The following is a 17,740-nucleotide window of genomic DNA, read 5'->3' as shown; positions in this document are numbered from 1 at the left end:
CGCCGTGCCACTTCCGCGACTTCCGGCACAAAAGGTTGTCGCGGGCGCGCAACATGATGGTGCGTTGCGAAAAACGGCTGGCATTAACGGAGACCTTTTTTGGTGCATCAACTGTGACGAATATACAACAGCAGCGTGAAATTTTTTCGGCCATCGTGGAATTGCCATTCGGGAAAATCGGAGTGCGGACCGCAAGTGGTCTGATCACCGAGCTGTGTTACCTGCCGCCCCATTTTGATGCAAAGGACGCCGGCGACCCGGCGGCCGCGACGGCAGTTGCCCAACTACAAGCATACTGCGAGGATGCGGATTACCGCTTCGACCTGCCGCTCAAGCAGGCCGGCACCGACTTCCAGAAGACGGTGTGGGGCGCGATCAGCTCGATCCCGCGCGGCAGCGTGCGCACCTACGGCGAGCTGGCCAGGCACATCGGTTCGGCGCCGCGCGCGGTGGGGCAGGCCTGCGGCGCCAACTGGTTCCCGATCGTGGTGCCGTGCCACCGCGTCACCTCCGCCGCCGGCCTGGGCGGCTTTGCCAACAGCGACGATCCCAACGGCTACCTGCTGGGCATCAAGCGCTGGCTGCTGGCCCACGAAGGTTCGAGCGAGTACGCATGGCAACAGACAACACTGCTCTGATCGACGAATTCTGCGACAGCCTGTGGCTGGAGGACGGCCTGTCGAAAAACACGCTGGAAGCCTACCGGCGCGACATGCGCCTGTTCGCCCGCTGGCTGGAGTCGCAGCGGCCCAACGTGGCCGGGCTGGCGGCCGTGGCCACGCACGACATCCAGGGCTACATCGCCGCGCGCCACGAGGATAGCGGCAAGGCCACCTCGTCCAACCGGCGGCTGTCGGTGATCAGGCGCTTCTACCAGTTGCTGCTGCGCCAGCGCCGCATCACCGACGATCCCAGCCTGAAACTGGTATCGGCCAAGCAGCCGCACCGCTTCGTCCACACCTTGAGCGAAATTCAAGTTGAGGCCCTGCTGGCGGCGCCCGACGTCAACACGCCGCTGGGCCTGCGCGAGCGCACCATGCTGGAGCTGATGTACGCCAGCGGCCTGCGGGTGTCGGAGCTGGTCGACCTGAAGATGCTGGAGCTGAGCCTGAACGACGGCGTGCTGCGCGTCACCGGCAAGGGCGCCAAAACGCGGCTGGTGCCGTTCGGCCAGCAGGCCAGGGTGTGGATCGAGCGCTATGTCAAGGACGCGCGGGGTGTGATCCTCAACGGCCAGGTCGACGACGCGCTGTTCGTCACCGGACGCGGCGGCCCGATGACGCGGCAGATGTTCTGGGTCGTGATCAAAAAACATGCGTTGAAGGCGGGCATCACGGCGCCATTGTCGCCACACACGTTGCGGCATGCGTTCGCCACGCATCTGCTCAACCATGGTGCCGATCTGCGCGTGGTGCAGTTATTGCTTGGTCATTCGGACATCTCGACCACGCAAATCTACACCCATGTGGCAAGGGAACGCCTGAAACATCTGCATGCGCAACATCATCCCCGAGGCTGAAAAACTTGCATCGGCCGTATCTGCGTCATAATGTGAGCAGGTAATCAACCGGATAGAGAAGAGGTAGCAAATGGCGAAGACAAACTTCCAGTACGAAAAACGTCAGCGCGAGCTGGAAAAGAAGAAAAAAGCGGATGAAAAAGCCCGGCGCAAGGCCGAGCTCAAGGCCAATCCGGGCCTGGCCCAGGAGGGCGAATTGCTTGAGGACGACGAAGAGGGCGGTGAGCCCAGCGCCGAGCCCGCTAAGGAATAAAGCTCGGCCACGGTTCCACGTAGGGCGGATTAGCGTAGCGTAATCGGCCATGCATGAGCCGTCGGCGGCGCGTGGCCGATTACGCGCTGCGCGCTAATCCGCCCTACGAACAGCGTGCAGGTGCTCGACGGTTTCCTTGTGCTCCTCATGCTGCCTGCGCTTGAAATACCGCACGCAGCGTTTGCCCAGGTTGTCCAGGTACGTGTACGCCACAGGCACCACCACCAGCGTCAAAATGGTCGATGTGATCACCCCGCCGATCACCGCGCGGCCCATCGGCGCCTGCGTCTCGCCGCCTTCGCCCAGGCCTATCGCCATCGGCAACATGCCGAACACCATCGCCAAGGTCGTCATCAAGATCGGCCGCAGCCGCACCTGGCCGGCGCTCATGATGGCCTCGAACTGCCCCATGCCCTCGCGCTGCGCCTGGTTGGTGAAGTCCACCAGCAAGATCGCGTTCTTGGTCACCAGCCCCATCAGCATGATGAAACCGATCACCGAGAAGATGTTCAAGGTGCTGCCGGTCGCCAGCAGCGCCACCAGCACGCCGATCAGCGACAGCGGCAAGGACATCATGATCGCCACCGGCTGCAGGAAGCTGCCGAACTGCGACGCCAGCACCAGATAGATGAAGATCACCGCGATGGCCAGCGCGATGATGGCCGCCGTCATGGTCTCTTCCATCCTTTCGGCGTCGCCGCCGACGTCGAAGCGCACGCCGTCCGGCAAATCGATCTCCTTCATCGCCTTGCGCACGTCGCCGTCGACGTCGCCGCCGGGACGACCCGAGGTATTGGCGTAGATCGCCACCCGGCGCTGCAGTGCCTGGCGCTTGAGCACCTGCGGGCTGAACGACGGCACGAAGTCGACCACCTGGCGCAGCGGCACCATCACCGGCCGGCCGTCCGGCCCCAGCTTGCTCGACGCCAGCGACAGGTCGGCCAGGTCGGCCACCTTTTGCCGGCCCGACTTGGGCAGCTGCACGTTGACGTCGTAGTTCTGGCCGTCGGAGGCGAGGAAGTGGCTGGTGGTGTCGCCGGCCACGAACGGGCGCAGCGCGGTGCCGATCTGCTGCACCGTCAGGCCCAGGTCGCTGGCCAGCTCGTTGTTGATCTTGACCGTGGTCGACGGGTTGGCGCCTTCCTGGCTGTACTCCAGGTCGACCAGCCCCTTGATCGGACGCATCTTGTCCATCAGGCGGTGCGCCACGGTGTCGAGCTTGCCCTCGTCGGTGCCGAGGATGGCGATGAAGATCGGCTTCCAGCCGACCGACATCGTGATGCCGGCGATCTTGCCCAGGCGTTCGCGGATCTTGCCTTCCATGACTTTTTGCGATGGCCGCTTGTGGGTCATGCGGTCGACCAGCTTCATGTCGATGCGCGAGACGTTGCGGCCCTCGTCGGTGCCGACCACGGCGATGACGCTGGCGATCTCGGGGAACTCCTTGAGCGCCGCCTCGACCTGTTGCACCTTGTTGTCGCTGTATTCCAGGCTGGAACCGACCGGCGTTTTCATTTGCAGGTTGACCCAGCCGTTGTCCTGCTCCGGCATCATCTCGCCGCCGATCATCGGCACCAGCATCAGGCTGCCCGCGAACAGCGCGAAGGCGAACGCCAGGGTCAGCTTGCGCCAGCGCAGCGCCAGGCCCAGGATTTTGCCGTACACCACGTGCAGCCGGTCGACGCCGCCTTCAAGCCAATGCATCAGGCGGCCCAGCCACGGCACGTACTTGAAGCGGTCCTTGACCGGATCGGGCCACACCGACGACAGCATCGGGTCGAGCGTGAAGCTGACGAACAGCGACACCATCACCGCCACCGCCACGGTGATGCCGAATTGCAGGAAGAAGCGGCCGATGATGCCCTGCATGAAGGCCACCGGAATGAACACGGCGACGATGGCGAAGGTGGTGGCCATGACGGCCAGGCCGATCTCGTTGGTGCCGTCCTCGGCCGCCTTGCGGTGGTTCTTGCCCATGCCCAGGTGGCGCACGATGTTCTCGCGCACCACGATGGCGTCGTCGATCAGCAGGCCGATGCACAGCGACAGCGCCATCAGCGTCAGGAAGTTCAAGGTGAAGCCGAACACCTTCATCGCGATGAAGCTGGCCATGACCGAAATCGGCAACGTCAGCCCGGTGATGATGGTCGAGCGCCACGAGTGCAGGAAGAAGAACACGATGACCATCGTCAGCACGGCGCCCTCGATGATGGTGCGCTTGACGTTGTCGAGCTGGCTTTTCACCTTGACCGATTCGTCGTTGAGCAGGGTCAAGGTGATGTCGGACGGCAGCGATTTTTGCAGCTCGGCGACCACCTTCTGGACACGCGTGCCGACCTCGACCACGTTGGCGTCCTGCACCTTGGTGATGTCGATGGTGACGGCGCGCTGGCCGTTCAGGCGCGAGACCGACATCTCCTCCTGGGCGCCGTCGATCACCGTGGCCACCTGTTCCAGGTAGACCGGGCCGTTGGCGCGGCGGGCGACGATGATCTTGTTGAAGTCGCGCGCCTCCTTCATCTTGTTTTCGACGCGCACCAGTTGCTCGTTGCCGGCGAAGCTGATCGAGCCGGCCGGCAGGTTGGTGTTGGTGGCCTGGATCGCGGCGATGACTTCGTCGACGCCGATCGCTTGCGCGGTCAGGTCGTTGGGACGCAGGCTGATCAGGATCTGGCGCGCGGCCATGCCGTTCAGGCGCACCTGGCCGACGCCGGCTACGCCCTGGAAGCGCTTGCCGATGACCTGGTCGGCCATGGTCGACAGTTCGCGCAGGGTGTGGGCGGTGGCGGTCAGGCCGATCTGTGCGATCGGCTGGCTGTTTTCGCCTTCGAAGCGGACGATGAACGGGTCCTTCGCTTCCTTGGGGAAGCGCGGACGCACCAGCGCCACCTTGTCGCGGATGTCCTGCATCGCCTTGTCCATATTGGTCGACAGCTCGAAGTCGACGTAGACGCCGGCGCGGCCCTCCCACGAGTTGGCGCGCAAGGTCTTGATGCCGCTGACGGTGTTGACCACTTCCTCGATCGGCCGCGTGATGTCGTTTTCGACCGCTTCGGGCGACGCGCCCGGATAATTGACTTCGATCATCGCGCCGGGAATGTCGACATTGGGCATGGCCTCCATGCCCAGTTCGCGGTACGAGAACATGCCCAGCACCACGAGCGCCACCATCACCATGGTGGCGAACACCGGGTTCTGGATACTGGTTTTAGTGATCCACATGATCAGCCTTTCGCCAGCATGGCCGCTTTGGCCGGCGTGGAAGGCGTGGCGACGGCGCCGGCGGGCAGCTTGACCTGGGCGCCGGGCTTGACTGCGTTCAGTTTGGAGACGATGACGTTGGCGCCCTTGTCGAGGCCGTCGGTGACCTCGGCGTAGCCTTCGTCGTCGTTGCGCAGGCCCAGCGTGACCGGCTGCGCCACCACCTTGCCGTTTTCAATCTTGTAGACCACCTGCCGGCCCTGGTCGTCGCGCAGCGCCGTCATCGGCACGATCGGCGCGACGCCGGAGCGGTCGGTGACGATGCTGCCCTTGGCGAACATGCCGGCGCGCAGCGCGCTGTCGTCGTTGCGCACGGCGATGTAGACCAGCATCGAGCGCGAACCGGCCTCGGTGGCCGGATTGATGCGCGCCACCTTGCCCGCGAACTCGCGCTTCTGGAAACCATCGACCTTGAAGCGCACGTCCTGGCCGACTTTCACGCGCGGGATCTCGGACGCCGGCACCTGCGCCTCCAGGGTCAGTTCCGACAGGTTGACGATGCTGTAGACCGGCATGTCCGGCGCCAGCTTCTCGCCGGCCTGCACGTGGCGCTTGCTGACGATGCCGCTGATCGGCGCCTTGATGATGCCGTCGTTGAGCGCGATGCGGGCGATCTCGACCATCGCGGCGGCCGACTTGACGTTGGCGCGCGCCAGCGCGACCGTGTTCTGGGTCGAATCGAAGGCGTTTTGCGAAATGTATTTTTGCGACAGCAGCGCCTGGCTGTTGGCTTCGTTCTTGGCCGCCATCGACAGCTTGGCCTGGGCTTCGTCGAGCATGGCCTGCTGCTGTTGCAGGCGCGCGCGCAGGTCGGCCTGGTCGATGCGCGCCAGCACCTGGCCGGCGCTGACGGCCATGCCTTCCTGCACCGTGGTGGCCTCCACCACGCCCGAGATCTTGGACTTGATGGTGGCCGAACTCAGGGGCGCCAGCGAGCCGGACAAGGGCAAGCTGACCGCCAATGATCTGGCATCGATGGCCGCGATGTCGCCGCTGGCCAGTTCGAAGACTTCCTGTTTCTTGTCGTTCTTGCCCGCCTGCGCCACCGGCGCGGCCGCCGGTGCCGGCGCGCTGTGGTTGCCGCGCATGACGGTCCAGCCGCCGGCGGCCAGGCCCAGCGCGACCAGGACGGCCACCGGCTTGCGCCAGCTTTTGGCGCGCGCGGCGGGGAGGGAGGCGGGGGGCAAGGTTTCAATTTTCATATCGTTCTTCTGCGAATGGGGTGGCGCCGGAGGGACCGCGCATGTTGGCACTTTATGAATTTGCAAGGGCGATCGCCATCGAAATGCGACGAGTGGCGCAAAAGCGCGGCTGAAATGCATAAAACCGGGATCGAGCGTGTTTGAGGCACGTCAAGGGGATTTCCGCCGCAGGCGCAAGAATGGCGAAGGCCTGCGAGGGCGCCATCGCCAAAAGAGGCCCATGTGTCTGTCGACCTTCACCTGATGTACGAAAACACCAGCGACGCCGTCGTGCTGGTGCGCGACGGGCGCGTCGTCGGCGTCAACCCGGCCGGGCTGGCGCTGTTCGAATGCGACGATCCGGCCGACATGCTGGGCCAGCAACTGGCCGATTTCTCGCCGCTGCAACAGGCCGAGGGCGTGTTGTCGGCGCCGCTGCTGCGCGAGCTGGCGGCGCGCGCCCACGACGACGGCAACCACCGCTTCGAGTGGTGCTGCGTCGGCCGCCGGGGCCGCCAGTTCTGGGCCGAGGTGCTGATGACGGCCGTGGCGCACCAGGAGGGCGCGCTGCTGTACACGGCGTTCCGCGACATTTCCGCGCGCCGCAACGCGCAGTTGACGATGTACCTGGCGCTGATGACCGACCTGGCCGACCGCCGCCGCACCGAGGCGCGCACCCGCCACCTGGCCGAGCACGATTTCCTGACCGACCTGCCGAACCGCGTGCTGCTGCTCGACCGCATGAGCCTGGCGCTGGCAGCGGCCCGGCGCAACCAGCGCATGGCCGCGATCCTGTTCCTCGACCTGGACCGCTTCAAGTACATCAACGACACGCTCGGCCACCATGTCGGCGACCTGCTGCTCAAGGAGGTGGCGGCGCGGCTGGTCAAGTGCGTGCGCGGCGTCGACACGGTCAGCCGCCAGGGCGGCGACGAGTTCGTCGTCATCCTGGCCGACATCGGCAGCATCGCCCAGGCCGCGCACGTGGCGGCCACGATCCAGCAAGCCATCGCCCAGGAGTTCGTGCTCGAGCCGCACCGGCTGCACGTGAGCACGTCGATCGGCGTCAGCATTTTTCCCGACGACGGCGCCGACATCGAAACGCTGATGAAAAACGCCGACCTGGCGATGTACCACGTCAAGGAAAGCGGCCGCAACGGCTACCAGTTCTTCAGCCCGGAGATGAACGCGCAGATCGTCGAGCGCGTGGCGTTCGAGAACGAGCTGCGGCGCGCGCTGACCGACCGGCAGTTTATCCTGGCGTACGAGGCCGAGGTCGACATCGCCAGCGGCCGGCCGCTAGGGGCGGAGGCGCTGATACGCTGGCGCCATCCAACCTTGGGCCTGCTGCGGCCCGAGCGTTTCATCGGCGTCGCCGAGGACAGCGGCCTGATGGTGCGGATCGGCGAGTGGGTGCTGCAGCAGGCCTGCCTGGCGGCGCGGCGCTGGCACGACGCCGGCCATCCGCTGGTGGTGGGCGTCAACTTGTCGCAGACGCAGTTTCTGCAAAAGAACCTGGTCGACAACGTGCGCGCGGCGCTGCAGGCGTCCGGCCTGCCGCCGCCGCTGCTGCAGCTGGAGTTGACCGAGGCAATGCTGATGAAGCACAGCGCCGGCGCGGCCGCCACGCTGGGCGCGCTGCGGGCGCTGGGCGTGCGGCTGGCGCTGGACGACTTCGGCACCGGCTACACGCGGGTCGGGCATCTGAAGGAGTATCCACTGGATAAGCTGAAGATCGACCTGTCGTTCGTCAGCGGCATCGGCGAGGGGGAGGGTGAAGCGGAAGGGGAGGGGGCGGCGAATTCGGTGGTGCACGCGCCGGTGGTCAACGCCATCATCGCGATGGCGCGCAGCCTGGGGTTGACGGTGCTGGCCGAGGGCGTGCAGACCGAGGCGCAGCTGCGCTTCCTGCGCGAACATGGATGCGACCAGTATCAGGGCCGCTACGCGCGCGCCAGCGGCAGCCTTGACGGGCTGAGCGGTTTGTTGGACGGCGACGCCGCCTGATCACATCTCGGTCGCGCGCTCGCGGCCGCGGCGCTCGTCGTACAGGCGCACGCGCACCAGCACCTGTCCGTGGTCCGACGCCTCGGGCCTGGCCTGCAACAGGTGGTCGTTCAGATACGTCACGTCGATCACCTCGCCGACCGCGAAGCGCGAGGCCGGGTTGAATTCCTCCGACACCAGCACGTGGTCGATGGTCATGTAGTGGCCCTCGTGGATGTTGGTGTAGCCGACATGGCGCAGGCGGTCGCGGCCGCGCTGGATCTGGTTGCTGTCGAACAGCCGTCCGCTCAATTCCTCGTCGGCCAGGCCGACGCAGCCCGAGCCCATGACGATGGTGGTGGTGACGGCGTCGGCGGTGTCGTTGAAGTCGCCCAGCACGATGCGCGGGCGGCGGCCGTCGCGGTCCATCTGGCTCAGCAGCGCGCGCAGCGCCACCGCCTCGGTGCCGCGCCGGATCAGCGAGCGCAGGTTGGCTTGCGCGTACAGCATGGCCTCGTCGCCGGGGTCGCCGTGGCGGTAGTCGGGGCGCTTGGATTTGAGGTGGATCACCAGCACGTCGATGACGCGCCCGTCCGGCAGCAGCACCTGCGCGTGCAGCGGCGCGCGGGCGAAGCGGTCGGCGTCGCGGTTCCCCTCGGGCATGGCGACGCCGTCCGGAAACAGTTGGTAGGCGTGGGCCGGCGCGGCCAGCGGCAGGCGCGAGACCAGCGCCACTTGCGGCGTCGGGCGCGGCTCGCCGGTCAGCGGATCGGGCGCCGGGTCGAAGCCGGACAGCGAGGCCTCGCGGTAGCGGCGGCTGGCGGCCAGCACGTCGCGCAGCGCCGCCATCGAAAACACTTCCTGCAAGCCGATGACGTCGGCGTCGAGCTGGTCGAGCTGCTGGGCCGTCCACAGCACCTTGGCCTGGTAGTCGGCCGGCGTGAGCGGCGCCAAGTTGTCGTACAATTTCGCCCCAGGCTGGGAAAGATTGCAAACATTGAAAGTGGCAAAGCGAATTTCCTGCTGCATAATGAGAAACTCCTGTAGACGACAACCTTCACGAACAGCGTATCACGCATGGCCAAAAAAGAGCATATCTCCGAAACCCCGGCGACGCAGTTTCTGCGCAAGCACAAGGTTCCTTTCACCGAGCATCCCTACGACTACGAGGAGCACGGCGGCACCAGCGTATCCTCGCGCGAGCTGGGCGTGGACGAACACCATGTCGTCAAGACCCTGGTCATGCAGGACGAGGCCGCCAAACCGTTGATCGTGCTGATGCACGGCGACTGCAAGGTGTCGACCAAGAACCTGGCGCGCGGCATCGGCTGCAAGTCGGTCGAGCCCTGCAAACCGGACGTGGCCACGCGCCACAGCGGCTACCAGATCGGCGGCACCTCGCCGTTCGGCACCCGCAAGGCGCTGCCGGTGTACGTCGAGGATAGCATCCTTGCGCTGGAAACCATTTATATCAATGGTGGCAGGAAGGGATATCTGGTCGGCATCGCGCCGCACGTGCTGGTCGACCTGCTGGGGGCCAAGCCGGTCCACTGCGCTCTGGCCGACTGAGCCTTGTCAGTGTATATTCTTGCGTCCCCGGTGGGGACGTCACATTTTTTGAGGAAACAATGAATACAGTTTGGATGACCGTGGCCGCCTATTTGCTCGGCTCGATCTCGTTTGCCGTGATCACGAGCAAGTTGTTCGGCATCGCCGATCCCCGCACCTACGGTTCCAAAAACCCCGGCGCCACCAATGTCTTGCGCAGCGGTAACAAGGCGGCGGCCATCGTCACCCTGATCGGCGACGGCGCCAAGGGTTGGCTGGCGGTGTGGCTGGCGATGCGCTACCAGCAGCAGCTGCAGATCGGCGACGCCACCATCGCGCTGGTGGCGATCGCGGTGTTCCTCGGCCACTTGTGGCCGGTGTTCTTCCGCTTCGTCGGCGGCAAGGGCGTGGCGACCGCGCTGGGCGTGCTGCTGGGCCTGAACCCGTGGCTGGGCCTGGCGACCTTCGCCACGTGGCTGGCGGTGGCCTTCGCGTTCCGCTACTCGTCGCTGGCGGCGCTGATCGCGGCGCTGTTCGCGCCGTTCTATTACGGTCTGCTGTTCGGCTTCGATCCGCAACTGGCCGCCGTCTTCGTCATGTGCGTGTTGTTGATTTTCCGTCATCGCACCAACATCTCGAACTTGATCGCTGGCAAGGAAAGCCGCATCGGCAGCAAGAGCAAAGACGCCGTCAAAGCCAAAAAATAAACACGATGACGGGGGCTGGCGCTTGAATTCGGGACGGACGCCGCTATATGCTGACTTATCACTTTCAGCAAAGGCCCCCGCATGAGCACTCCTGTCAAAATCGATTTCGTCTCCGACGTTTCCTGCCCATGGTGCGCGATCGGCCTCAAATCGCTGGAGCAAGCGCTCGACAACATCGGTAGCGAGGCCGACGTCAGCCTGCATTTCCAGCCGTTCGAACTCAACCCGAAGATGGGCCCCGAAGGCCAGAACATCGACGAACACCTGACCGAAAAGTACGGTTCCACGCCCGAACAACAGGACCAGGCGCGCAACATGATACGCGCGCGCGGCGCCGAGGTGGGCTTCGATTTCGCCATGCACAAGCGCAGCCGCATCTACAACACCTTCGACGCCCACCGCCTGCTGCATTGGGCCGAGGTCGAGGACGCGGGCAAGCAGCGCGCCCTGAAGGAGGCGCTGTTCGCCGCCTATTTCACGCTGGGCGACGATCCCAGCTCGCACGAAGTGCTGCTGCGCGTGGCCGGCGAAGTGGGCCTGGACACGGCCGCCGCCGCCGATGTGCTGAAATCGGACCGCTATGCCGCCGAGGTGCGCGAGCGCGAGCAGTTCTTCCAGCGCCACGGCATCAACTCGGTGCCGGCCGTGATCATCAACGAACGCCATTTGATCTCCGGCGGCCAGCCCGCCGCGGTGTTTGAAAAGGCGCTGCGCGAGATCATGGCGCAATCGTAAAAATATGCGGGTCAGCGGTCCGGCGGCCCTCCCCGACTCCTGGTTTTGTTATAAAATTAACTGGCAACATCCATTTATAATAAAACCGCGTCGTTACCCGGGGGACCTATGTTGGCCGCAGACAACGTACATACGCTGACCACCTCCCGCCCGCCAGCCGACCAGTTCCGGCTGGCCGCGCTGCACCGCTACGACATCCTCGATTCCCCCGCCTGCGAAGACTTCAGCTTCCTGACCGAGCTGGCGGCGCGCATCTGCAACGTTCCGTATGCCTTCGTCTCGCTGGTCGACGCCGACCGCGTGTGGATCAAATCCTGCACCGGCATGCACATGGGCGAGCTGCCGCGCGGCGAGAGCTACTGTTCGCTGGCGGTGCTGGGCGAGGCCGCCACCGAGATTCCCGACCTGACCGCCGATTACCGCACCGCGCGCATGGCGCTGACCGTCAACGCGCCGCACATGCGCATGTACAGCAGCGTGGCGCTGACCTCGTCCGACGGCTTCGCCATCGGCACCTTGTGCGTGATGGACACCAAGCCGGGCGGCCTGGACGACGAGCAGCGCTCGATCCTGTCGCGGCTGGGACGCCAGGTGATGGCGCTGATCGAATTGCGGGCCAGCGAGCGCACCCTGGGCGACGCCGTGCGCGAGCTCGAGCTGCTGGCCACTACCGACGAGCTGACCGGCCTGCACAACCGCCGCTCGCTGCTGCAGCGGCTGCGCTTCGAGGCGGCGCGCGCCAAGCGCTTCCGCTCGCCGCTGTCGGCGGTGATGATCGATCTGGACCACTTCAAGCGCATCAACGATGAACACGGCCATTCGGCCGGCGACCAGGTGCTGGCCGGCGTCGGCCGCCTGTTGCGCGAGAGCGTGCGCGTGATCGACATCGCCGGCCGCTACGGTGGCGAGGAACTGTGCGTGATCCTGCCCAACACGCCGCTGGAAGGGGCGCTGAAGTTCGCCGAGACCTTGCGCGCCAAGATCGAGGCGCAGCTGCATTACGCCGGCGCGCGGCCGCTGCCGGTCACGGCCAGCTTCGGCGTGGCCGCGTTCGACCACATGGAGATCGCCGACGCCGAGAGCCTGCTGCGCCAGGCCGACGCGGCGCTCTACCGCGCCAAGCACGCCGGCCGCAACCGCGTCGAAGGCGCGGTCCTTGAACCACACTGAAAGGAATCACCTGATGCCCACCGCCACCTGGAACGGCGCCGTCATCGCGCAAGCGAGCGACGATGAAGTCGAAATCGTCGAAAACAACGTCTATTTTCCGCCATCGGCGCTCAAGTCCGAATACCTGAAGCCGAGCGACCACACCAGCCGCTGCCCGTGGAAAGGGCTGGCCAGCTATTACACCGTCAGCGTCGACGGCAAGGACAACGAGAACGCCGCCTGGTACTACCCGCAGCCGTTGGAAAAAGCGGCACAGATCAAGGACCACGTCGCGTTCTGGCGCGGCGTGGACGTGCAGCGCTAGCCGATGGCGTTGGCGGCCAAGCCGTATCTGCAACGGATCACGGCGCAGTTTGGCAAAGAGGTCGATTGGGACCGGCATCCGTACAACGTGCCGTCGGTGCGCGGGCTCGAATCGATCAGCTTCCATCCGGACGTGACGTTTTTTATCGGCGAGAACGGCGCCGGCAAATCGACGATGCTCGAATCGATCGCGCTGGCGCTGGGCTTCGGCATCGATGGCGGCAGCCGTAACATCAGCCTCAACACGGCGCTGGAGGCGGCGCCGCTGCATCAATCGTTGCGCCTGTCGAAGAGCTTCAAAACGCCGCGCGACCGGTATTTCTTCCGCGCCGAAAGCTTCCACAACGTCGCCACCCGCATGGACGAGATCTTCGAGCGGACCTCGGCCAGCGCGCAATCGCTGCATGCGCGCTCGCACGGCGAAGCGTTCATGGCTGTGCTGCTGGAGAAATTCCGCGGCAAAGGCCTGTATCTGCTGGACGAGCCGGAGGCGGCGTTGTCGCCGAACCGCCAGTTGGCGGCGCTGAGCGCGATCCATCAACTGGTGCGCGACGATTCGCAATTCATCATCGCCACCCACTCGCCGATCCTGCTGTCCTATCCGAACGCGAAGATTTTGCTGTTCGACGGCACCGGCATCACCGAAGTGGCGTACCAGGACACCGAGCATTTCGCCATCACGCGCGACTTCCTCAATCACTACCCGCGCCGCTTGCAGCAATTGCTCGATCTCGACTAGGAACATGGACAATATTACCCACAGCATCATCGGTTTCGGCGTTGGCGAACTGGTACACCGCAGCCTGCCGCGCGAAGCGGACGACACCTCGCAGCGCGTGCGGCACCGGCTGTTGCTGGTTTCCTGCGCGCTGGCCAGCAATTTTCCCGACCTCGACCTGTTCCTGACCCGGCTGCTGCCCGACCCGCTGGGTTATCTGCTGCAGCATCGCGGCCATACGCACACCGCCTTGCTGGCGTTGCCGCAGGCTTTGCTGCTGGCGGCGCTGCTGTGGCTGTGCTGGCCGTCGGCGCGGGCGCTGCTCACGTCCAGCCGCACGGCGCGCTGGGGACTCGCGGCCAGCATCGCGACAGGCTTCGCGCTGCACCTGTTGATGGACTACACCAACTCGTACGGGCTGCATCCGTGGTATCCGTTCAGCGGCCGCTGGTTCTTCGGTGACATGGTGTTCATCGTCGAACCGTTGTTCTGGGTGGCGATCGGCACGCCGATGGCGCTGATCATGCGCTGGCGTCTGGCGCGCTGGCTGGGGCTGGCCGGCTTGCTCGCGGTGCTGGTGTTCTTCGCGGCAAAAGATTATCTGGGCGGACCGTCGGTGGCCGCGCTGCTGCTGGTCGCGCTGGCGTGCGGCGCGGCGCAGTGGCGCGCCGGCGCCAGCGGCCGGGCGGGGTTGCTGCTGGCGCTGGGCGTCAGCGTCGCCTTTATCGCGGTGCAGGGCGCCGCGTCGCAGCTGGGGCGGCGCCTGATCGTCGCGGCGCTGTATCAGGCCGATCCGTCATCGCGGGTGCTCGACGTGGTGATGACGGCGTATCCGTCGCAACCTTTATGCTGGAGTTACGTCAGCGTCGAGAGCCACGAGGCGGCGGGCAGCTATCGCTTGCGGCGCGGCGTGGCGAGCGTCGCGCCGACGTGGCTGGCGCCGCTATCGTGTCCGGCGGCGCTGGTGGAGTCGCAATCGGCGCCGGCGCTGTCGTCCTCGGTGATGCAGTTCGAGACGAAGGAGGGCAGTCTGGCGCGCTTGCGCGAGTTGAAGAACGGCAACTGCCAAGTCGACGCCTGGCTGCGTTTCGGCCGCGCGCCGTGGCTGGACGCGATCAAGGGCGAATTGTCGGACTACCGTTTCGCCTTGACGCCGCGTGGCAATTTCACCACCTTGCGCATCGTGCCGGCGGCGGCCTGTCCCGAAGGCGTGCCGGGCTGGGGCTATCCACGCCAGGACCTGCTGTCGCCGCAGCATTGAGCGCGCCGGCTCCACGATATCGCTGTCCGGTTCACATGATTGGTGCTTGCGCACGGTTTTAGTGCTTGCCCAGCCGTATCGTGTGGTGTGTTTGAGACAAAAATCCCTAGAATAGATCGATTAGGACAAACTTTGTCCAATCTTCTTGGCACGACAATTGCATTGCTATTGAGAAAGGAAGAAGATCGAATCTTAAGGAGGACGTTATGAACGCAACTGAAGACAAAGCAAAATCGAATCTGTTCCACGAATCGGCAGCCGACGAACACCGTTCGCGCAGCGAGCGCATCGCCGCCCGTGGCGTGTCGCTGGGTAAAGCCAAGGCGAAATACCTGATTCCGCTGGTCGGATTGGCCGTGTTGGCCTCGATGGCCTTCGCCCAAGGCTAAGGCTTACACCACCTTGATTTCGTCCAGCGGCCAGCGCGGCCGTACGTTGAACGAATAATCGCGTTTGGCGGCGTCCGGGTTGATCATCAACCGCATCGCGCCCGCGAAGGCGATCATCGCGCCGTTATCGGTGCAAAACTCCAGTTCGGGGTAGTACACCTTGAACTTCTTCTTGGCGGCGGCTTCGTTCAGCGAGGCCCGCAGCTGGGAGTTGGCCCCAACCCCGCCAGCAATCACCAACCGCTTCAACCCCGTGTGCTTGAGCGCCGACACGCATTTGGCCGTCAGCACCTCGACGATCGCGTCGACGAAACCGCGCGCGATGTTGGCCTTGTCCTGCTCGCAGATATTGGCGATGATTTTCTCGTCGTGGTTCTTCACGACCGTCAGCACCGCCGTCTTCAGGCCGGAGAAGCTGAAATTGAAATCCTTGGTGTGCAGCATCGGGCGCGGCAGCTTGTAGGCCGCCGGATCGCCGAACTCGGCCAGGCGCGAGATCGCCGGTCCGCCCGGATAGCCCAACCCCAGCAGCTTGGCCGATTTGTCGAACGCCTCGCCGGCGGCGTCGTCCAGGGTTTCGCCCAGCAGAGTGTACTGGCCGACGCCGTCCACACGCATCAGCTGCGTATGGCCGCCCGACACCAGCAGCGCGATGAATGGAAACTCCGGCGGCTGCGACGCCAGCAGCGGCGACAGCAAATGCCCCTCCAGGTGGTGCACGCCCAGCACCGGCTTGTCCAGCGCCAGTCCGAGGCTGCACGCGACCGACGAACCGACCAGCAGCGCGCCGGCCAGGCCGGGGCCCTGCGTGTAGGCGATGGCGTCGATGTCGGCCAGCGACTTGCCGGCGCCTTCCAGGGTCTGCGTCAGCAGCGGAATGGCGCGGCGGATGTGGTCGCGCGACGCCAGTTCGGGCACCACGCCGCCGTATTCCTCGTGCATCGCCACCTGCGAATACAGGGCGTGGGACAGCAGGCCGTGCTGCGTGTCGTACAGCGCAAGGCCGGTTTCGTCACAGGAGGATTCGACGCCGAGAACGATCATGAAAGGGCTGCAAGGTGAAAGGGTAATCCGCCATTGTAATGGAAAGCGCGCCCGTTGACCTTGCATCGCTGCACCAGCCGATGCCGGCCGCGCACCGGCCGGGTGCGCAATTTTGCCAAAGGGACAGGGTTTGACCCGGATTTAACGTATTTGCCCTGTGGCACCAGTTTTGCTTAGAGAAGGATCTGTAAGTTGACAGCCGGAGGGCGCTATGTCGGAACAATGGAAGCTGATTTGCAAAGTGAAGGATGTGCCGCTGAGCGGCGCGCGCCTTGTGCCGCGTGGACTGGCTTGGCAAGAGTTGCCGGGCGTGGCGCTGTTCCGCACCGACGAGGAAAGCGTATTCGCCGTGCTCGAGACGGTGGACGTCGAGCCGCGCGAGAGCGTCGCGCGGCGCTATTCCGTCAAGGTCGAGGATTGCAAGGTCTACCTGGACCTGCGCGAGTTGAGCGCCCCGGCCAGCAAGGCCGAGGCGGCGCTGGCCGGCGCGTTCGGCGTGGCCACCAGGGTGATGGCCTTCGGCTGACGGCCGTTCACTACCTTACGGGCGCTTGAGCAACTGCTGATGGGCGTCGCGCAGCATGGTTTCGGTGGTTTCCCAATCGATGCAGCCGTCGGTCACCGAGCAGCCGTACTTCAGCTGGCTCAGATCGGCCGGGATCTTCTGGTTGCCGCCGACGATGTTCGATTCGATCATCACGCCCACCAGCGACTGGTTGCCCTGCACCACTTGATGGATGACATCGCCCATCACCAGCGGTTGCAGTTCCGGCTTTTTGTAGCTGTTGGCGTGCGAGCAATCGACCACCAGATTGGCCGGCAGCTTGGCCTTGGCTAGCGCCTGCTCGGCGATCGCGATCGACACCGAATCGTAGTTCGGGCGGCCGTCGCCGCCGCGCAACACCACGTGGCCGTAGGCGTTGCCGCGGGTGCGCACGATCGACACATTGCCTTGCGCGTTGATACCCAGGAACGCGTGCGGATGCGCCGACGACAGGATGGCGTTGATGGCGATGCTGATGTCGCCGTCGGTGCCGTTCTTGAAGCCGACCGGCGTCGACAGGCCCGACGACATTTCGCGGTGGGTCTGCGATTCGGTGGTGCGCGCGCCTATCGCGGTCCAGGCGATCAGGTCGCCCAGGTATTGCGGCGAGATCGGGTCGAGCGCCTCGGTCGCCGTCGGCAGGCCCAGCTCGCACACGTCCAGCAGGAACTGGCGCGCCTTTTCCATGCCGACGTTGACGCGGAACGAATCGTCCATGTCCGGATCGTTGATATAGCCCTTCCAGCCGGTGGTGGTACGCGGCTTTTCGAAATACACGCGCATCACCAGCAGCATGGTGTCGGCCACTTCGGCCTGCAGCGCCTTCAGGCGGCGGGCGTAGTCCAGCCCGGCGACCGGGTCGTGGATCGAGCACGGGCCGACGACGACGAACAGGCGCTTGTCCTTGCGGTCGATGATGTTGCGCAGGGCTTCGCGGCCCTTCATGACGGTCTCGGACGCGCTGTCGGTCAGCGGCAGCTTGCCGTGCAGGGCTTCCGGCGACGGCATCGGCGCGAACGAGGTGACGTTGATATTTTCGATGTCTGGGGAAATCATGATTGGACTATATTTCTTTTCGAGGGAACACATAGTGTAGCCGAATTAGCTAATACCGGTTCCGC

The 17,740-nt window shown here is 64.9% G+C and carries 18 protein-coding genes; 13 read left to right on the top strand and 5 right to left on the bottom strand.

Features of this window, described 5'->3' with window-relative positions; all coding sequences use genetic code 11:
* The first annotated feature begins 182 nt into the window (after window positions 1-182).
* From BMX85_RS21465 to BMX85_RS21455, 3 genes are all read left to right on the top strand, one after another.
* Window positions 183-638, top strand: coding sequence for a methylated-DNA--[protein]-cysteine S-methyltransferase (locus BMX85_RS21465; RefSeq protein ID WP_229210606.1), 456 nt, complete (start codon window positions 183-185; stop codon window positions 636-638).
* Window positions 614-1,519: a site-specific tyrosine recombinase XerD gene (gene xerD / locus BMX85_RS21460; RefSeq protein WP_090323471.1), complete on the top strand. Its 906-nt coding sequence runs from the start codon at window positions 614-616 to the stop codon at window positions 1,517-1,519. Before BMX85_RS21465 ends, xerD begins: the two co-directional genes overlap by 25 nt.
* Before the next feature lie 70 nt (window positions 1,520-1,589).
* Window positions 1,590-1,772: a hypothetical protein gene (locus BMX85_RS21455; RefSeq protein ID WP_090323469.1), complete on the top strand. Its 183-nt coding sequence runs from the start codon at window positions 1,590-1,592 to the stop codon at window positions 1,770-1,772.
* 93 nt (window positions 1,773-1,865) lie between these two features.
* On the opposite strand, the gene BMX85_RS21450 is transcribed toward BMX85_RS21455, so the two are convergent.
* Together BMX85_RS21450 and BMX85_RS21445 are read right to left on the bottom strand one after the other, a co-directional pair.
* Entirely contained in the window at window positions 1,866-4,994 is a 3,129-nt protein-coding gene (locus BMX85_RS21450; protein WP_090323466.1) for an efflux RND transporter permease subunit, read from the bottom strand.
* Window positions 4,995-4,996: 2 nt separating this feature from the next.
* The gene (locus tag BMX85_RS21445; protein WP_090323463.1) at window positions 4,997-6,235 is read right to left on the bottom strand and encodes an efflux RND transporter periplasmic adaptor subunit; all 1,239 of its coding nucleotides are present in this window, start codon (window positions 6,233-6,235) and stop codon (window positions 4,997-4,999) included.
* A 222-nt stretch (window positions 6,236-6,457) separates the two neighbouring features.
* On the opposite strand from BMX85_RS21445, the gene BMX85_RS21440 reads away from it, so the two are divergent.
* On the top strand, window positions 6,458-8,221 hold the full coding sequence (locus tag BMX85_RS21440; protein ID WP_229210605.1) for a putative bifunctional diguanylate cyclase/phosphodiesterase: 1,764 nt from the start codon (window positions 6,458-6,460) through the stop codon (window positions 8,219-8,221).
* On the opposite strand, the gene BMX85_RS21435 is transcribed toward BMX85_RS21440, so the two are convergent.
* Entirely contained in the window at window positions 8,222-9,229 is a 1,008-nt protein-coding gene (locus BMX85_RS21435; protein ID WP_090323458.1) for an endonuclease/exonuclease/phosphatase family protein, read from the bottom strand.
* Between the two features lie 48 nt (window positions 9,230-9,277).
* Between BMX85_RS21435 and BMX85_RS21430 the strand changes: the two genes are divergently transcribed.
* The 8 genes from BMX85_RS21430 to BMX85_RS21395 all read left to right on the top strand — a co-directional run bounded on the left by BMX85_RS21430 (window position 9,278) and on the right by BMX85_RS21395 (window position 15,031).
* Complete coding sequence (locus BMX85_RS21430; RefSeq protein WP_090323456.1) at window positions 9,278-9,769, top strand: aminoacyl-tRNA deacylase; 492 nt, start codon at window positions 9,278-9,280, stop codon at window positions 9,767-9,769.
* Window positions 9,770-9,828: 59 nt separating this feature from the next.
* On the top strand, window positions 9,829-10,455 hold the full coding sequence (plsY, locus tag BMX85_RS21425; protein ID WP_090323453.1) for a glycerol-3-phosphate 1-O-acyltransferase PlsY: 627 nt from the start codon (window positions 9,829-9,831) through the stop codon (window positions 10,453-10,455).
* Window positions 10,456-10,536: 81 nt separating this feature from the next.
* Complete coding sequence (locus tag BMX85_RS21420) at window positions 10,537-11,190, top strand: DsbA family oxidoreductase (RefSeq protein ID WP_090323451.1); 654 nt, start codon at window positions 10,537-10,539, stop codon at window positions 11,188-11,190.
* A gap of 108 nt (window positions 11,191-11,298) precedes the next feature.
* Window positions 11,299-12,360 carry a sensor domain-containing diguanylate cyclase gene (locus tag BMX85_RS21415; RefSeq protein WP_090323448.1) on the top strand — a complete coding sequence of 354 codons (1,062 nt, stop codon included), beginning with the start codon at window positions 11,299-11,301 and terminating at the stop codon, window positions 12,358-12,360.
* Between the two features lie 13 nt (window positions 12,361-12,373).
* A complete protein-coding gene (locus tag BMX85_RS21410; RefSeq protein ID WP_090323446.1) occupies window positions 12,374-12,664 on the top strand; it encodes a DUF427 domain-containing protein in 291 nt (96 codons plus the stop codon).
* 3 nt (window positions 12,665-12,667) lie between these two features.
* Window positions 12,668-13,402, top strand: a complete 735-nt coding sequence (locus BMX85_RS21405; protein WP_090323443.1) for an AAA family ATPase — start codon at window positions 12,668-12,670, stop codon at window positions 13,400-13,402.
* A 4-nt stretch (window positions 13,403-13,406) separates the two neighbouring features.
* Window positions 13,407-14,642, top strand: coding sequence for a metal-dependent hydrolase (locus tag BMX85_RS21400; RefSeq protein ID WP_090323441.1), 1,236 nt, complete (start codon window positions 13,407-13,409; stop codon window positions 14,640-14,642).
* Between the two features lie 206 nt (window positions 14,643-14,848).
* Window positions 14,849-15,031, top strand: a complete 183-nt coding sequence (locus tag BMX85_RS21395) for a hypothetical protein (protein WP_090323438.1) — start codon at window positions 14,849-14,851, stop codon at window positions 15,029-15,031.
* A gap of 3 nt (window positions 15,032-15,034) precedes the next feature.
* On the opposite strand, the gene tsaD is transcribed toward BMX85_RS21395, so the two are convergent.
* A complete protein-coding gene (gene tsaD / locus BMX85_RS21390; RefSeq protein ID WP_090323436.1) occupies window positions 15,035-16,075 on the bottom strand; it encodes a tRNA (adenosine(37)-N6)-threonylcarbamoyltransferase complex transferase subunit TsaD in 1,041 nt (346 codons plus the stop codon).
* A 211-nt stretch (window positions 16,076-16,286) separates the two neighbouring features.
* On the opposite strand from tsaD, the gene BMX85_RS21385 reads away from it, so the two are divergent.
* Entirely contained in the window at window positions 16,287-16,601 is a 315-nt protein-coding gene (locus tag BMX85_RS21385) for a Rieske (2Fe-2S) protein (RefSeq protein WP_090323433.1), read from the top strand.
* A gap of 15 nt (window positions 16,602-16,616) precedes the next feature.
* Here the strand turns inward: BMX85_RS21385 and BMX85_RS21380 are convergent, their stop codons facing one another.
* A complete protein-coding gene (locus BMX85_RS21380; RefSeq protein ID WP_090323431.1) occupies window positions 16,617-17,675 on the bottom strand; it encodes a 3-deoxy-7-phosphoheptulonate synthase in 1,059 nt (352 codons plus the stop codon).
* Window positions 17,676-17,740 lie beyond the last annotated feature (65 nt).

The sequence above is a fragment of the Duganella sp. CF517 genome (assembly GCF_900110275.1).
Lineage (GTDB): Bacteria > Pseudomonadota > Gammaproteobacteria > Burkholderiales > Burkholderiaceae_D > Rugamonas.
The sequence above is the reverse complement of the archived record's forward strand: the minus strand, read 5'-3'. Positions and strand labels throughout refer to the sequence as shown.